Origin of the sequence: Alistipes sp. HGB5 (assembly GCF_000183485.2) — a bacterium.
GTDB classification, from domain to species: Bacteria; Bacteroidota; Bacteroidia; order Bacteroidales; family Rikenellaceae; genus Alistipes; species Alistipes finegoldii.
In genome coordinates, this window is the sequence record NZ_AENZ01000018.1 from 1 (window position 1) to 3,094 (window position 3,094).

Genomic DNA, 3,094 nt, shown 5'->3' on the forward strand with positions numbered 1-3,094 from the left:
TATTTGCAACCACTCCACAGTATGTTTCGCAAAGCTCAGAATCTCGATACTCAGAGCCTTTAATTCTCTTGTTCGCTGCTCCAACATAGCGATCTGATGCGGGATAGCGACGTTGGAAAAGTGCGAATTGACAGCCTTTACAATCTGATTATAGTTATTGCCGAGTTTCTGAAACTGAAAATAAAAGTCGTTCAGCCGGGCGATAAACTGCGTCTTTGACGGGTCGCGTTTGATGACGACGAACTCTTCTCCGAAAATGCGTTTTACGATAAACTGGCTCCTGTTATGCTCCAATCCGGACTTGCAGAGTAGCTTCTTGAAGCGGATGTGCTCTTCATTGAACCAGAAAGAGTACTTGTAGCTTGGTGTTTCAGATTTCCGGGCATTTCTGTTTGTCTGTTTTGGGTCGGTATTCATGATATCGGTTAAAAAGGCGTTCGACTCGGGAGAACGCCCGGCCTCGCAGAGCGAGCTCCTTTCGTATGCCGAAAAAATTTTCGGCATACAAAGGTACAGCTCGCTCGCCTCAAGTGAGGCGAAAAATCCGCGGCGGAAAAATTTTCGAAAAATCTATGCCAAACCTCCGCTACGGCTTCCGAGGGTGGGTCGTTTCCCTCTGCAATATTACAACCATGCGGGCGCCAAAACAAACCCTCGGTACGGACTGGAGCGGTCTGGAGCGGACATCGGAACCGAGGTATTTCACCCAGTTGTATCTTGCAGCATGAAAGGTCGATTTTCTTATTGCGTTCATTATCCCGATATAAACTGCATGAAATAGAAAACGGTATTTTGAATGGTTTAACCCAATAAACCAGACATACATACTCTATGCTCGTATGGCTGACAATCAATCTCAAAAACGTTGCACCATGGATTCATTAAAGGAAAAAGACAACCCCGCACCCAATCCTGCTAAGCGTCCCCGTATCGAAGTCGACGAGGAACTGATGCGTCAGATGATCGCCGGACAAGCCCCTTTGGACTCGGAAGTCGTCCGCAGGATTCCCGAGCCGGAAGAGGAAGATACGAACGCTCTTGAGGAAAACACATCGGAAACGGTATCCGGAGCATCGGCACCGACTGCTGAGAAAACAGGCATAGACTCCACTGCGAGTACCGTAAAAGAACATTCCGGTTTCCGTCGGAAAAAGCTCACGCTACCGGATTTTGAACGCACGTTCTTCGCTCCGGTGGATTGCCGCAACCGCTCTGCGATCTATGTCAGTACCCGAACCAAGCACAAAGTATCGGAAATACTCCACCTGTTAGGGAATGAGAGTACAAGGCTTACGGCCTTGGTCGACAATATGCTGCGATTTGTCATGGACATTTACAGCGGTGAGCTGAATTATCTCCACGAGAAGAAGAACAACAGACGACCGTTTTGAACAGACAATGCGAATTATAACGGACAGCTGAACGAAACGTCGGGAGCGGTTGTTATGCCTATTGGGGTATATGACGTGCGTGTCGTGGATTATGGCTATTGGAGGGGCAGTCCGCAGGGTAGCGTCCGGGCCGCAGAAAGCCGCCTATTCCGACGGTAGAATTCTAAGATAAAACCAAATAAAAGCTGCAAAAAGTTTCATGCCCGGAAATTGTCATTTTTTGTCGTAGCGTTTAGCAAAATGATTCTGGCTATGGGATGCAAGGCCGCGAAGCGCTTGTATAGCCTTGCATCCCATAGTCAGAATCGTTAATTTGCGGAGTACGGAAATGACAATACATTAATTATGAGTAGGTTCGGCCCCAATTAGACGGACTGTTCCGACAATAAGATTTTGAGATTTTGAATGATCTCAAAATCTTATCGAATGGCAGATATGTATGCCGGATTATATCTGCAACGCTACATATGGTGTTCCACGCCTTACGACGGCAAAGCATCTGGCGGCGATTTTGGCCCTCACAGCATTCAGGACGCTGAATTTATGTTTACCTTCAGCCACTTTGCGTTCGTAATATGCCTTTAGTTGCGGATCACACCTGATGGCAATCAGTGCACTGCGGTTCAGTTGTACTTTAATGTCTCGATTCGCCATGCTCGATGTGTGGCATCCCCCGCGAACGCTTGTGCCGGAGCTATGTTCGAACGGAGCCAGCCCGCAATAGCAGGCAAACTTGCGGTGGTCTGTGATTTTGGTGAAATTAAGCGTCGAACAGAGCATCACACTGGCCGTGATCGGCCCTACACCTTTGATGCTGGTCAGCAGCTTGTAGTTCCGGCAAATGTTGCTGTCGGCGGCTATCAGTTCCTTCATTTCCCGTTCGATGGTTTTCATATGAGTTTCTGCATACGCGATCTCCTCCTGGAGCATGGAACGTTGAATAGATACATCCGCGAATTTCTCTTTGTAGTCTAATTTTTCGAGCAACACCAGTTTCGCTACACGTTGTTTTGCCAGATGAGCCCTTAAGATCAGCCATGTGCGCAACTGACACAGTTCCTTCTCTGCCGGCAGATAAAGGGCTATCTTCCGATAGTGAGTGATCGCATACTCGGCGATACGCCGGGCATCCACTCTGTCTGTTTTGCCACGGGCAATACCCATCGAATACTTGATTACCAACGGCGAGATCAGTGAAAAATTGAAATTCAGCGTCCTGTCGGAAGCACAAACCGCCATCTCGGATATGTAGCTCCCCATATCCTCGGCGCAGAAAATCACATCGTCGAGCCGAATACCATGCCGCTTCTCAACCCAGTGCAGACACGAGCAGATCCCTTTTCGGGAGTTGGCGAATTTGCGGTGAGCCATCTCGTTTGCATCCTCGAAGGCGACCAAAGACGCATCGAAAGTCTCTTTCGACACATCCAGACCCACATAATACAAATAGTGCATAACTTGTTAGTTTTGTGAGAGTCGTATGCTATCACATGTACCAGGTCTTCAAACCTACAATTCTAAACAGCCATTCTCTCTGGTTAATGGAGTCGCAGTCCAAATCTACCGCCAAGCCTCAAAGCTTACGACAAGCCCCGGTTCACTGCGACTCCATATCGAAATTACCTGTGATTACATCACGCTGCAAATCTACATGCGACCAGCAAAACGCCGGGGATGGAAATATGCAAGGCTCGCCCCTCAGG

The 3,094-nt window shown here is 48.2% G+C and carries 3 protein-coding genes; 1 reads left to right on the forward strand and 2 read right to left on the reverse strand.

The window, feature by feature from the left end; genetic code table 11:
* Window positions 1-504: mobilization protein (locus HMPREF9720_RS03000; RefSeq protein ID WP_139022447.1), on the reverse strand; the 504-nt coding region annotated here is incomplete at its 3' end.
* A gap of 368 nt (window positions 505-872) precedes the next feature.
* On the opposite strand from HMPREF9720_RS03000, the gene HMPREF9720_RS03005 reads away from it, so the two are divergent.
* Complete coding sequence (locus HMPREF9720_RS03005) at window positions 873-1,391, forward strand: DUF3408 domain-containing protein (RefSeq protein WP_009596716.1); 519 nt, start codon at window positions 873-875, stop codon at window positions 1,389-1,391.
* 447 nt (window positions 1,392-1,838) lie between these two features.
* Here HMPREF9720_RS03005 and HMPREF9720_RS03010 read toward each other — a convergent pair whose 3' ends face one another.
* On the reverse strand, window positions 1,839-2,846 hold the full coding sequence (locus HMPREF9720_RS03010; protein ID WP_009596715.1) for an IS110 family transposase: 1,008 nt from the start codon (window positions 2,844-2,846) through the stop codon (window positions 1,839-1,841).
* Between the last annotated feature and the right edge of the window lie 248 nt (window positions 2,847-3,094).

Bases quoted from the DNA above. Each gene is read 5' to 3' on its own strand.
- HMPREF9720_RS03005 (WP_009596716.1), top strand. From the start codon at position 873: ATGGATTCATTAAAGGAAAAAGACAACCCCGCACCCAATCCTGCTAAG.
- HMPREF9720_RS03010 (WP_009596715.1), bottom strand. From the start codon at position 2,846: ATGCACTATTTGTATTATGTGGGTCTGGATGTGTCGAAAGAGACTTTC.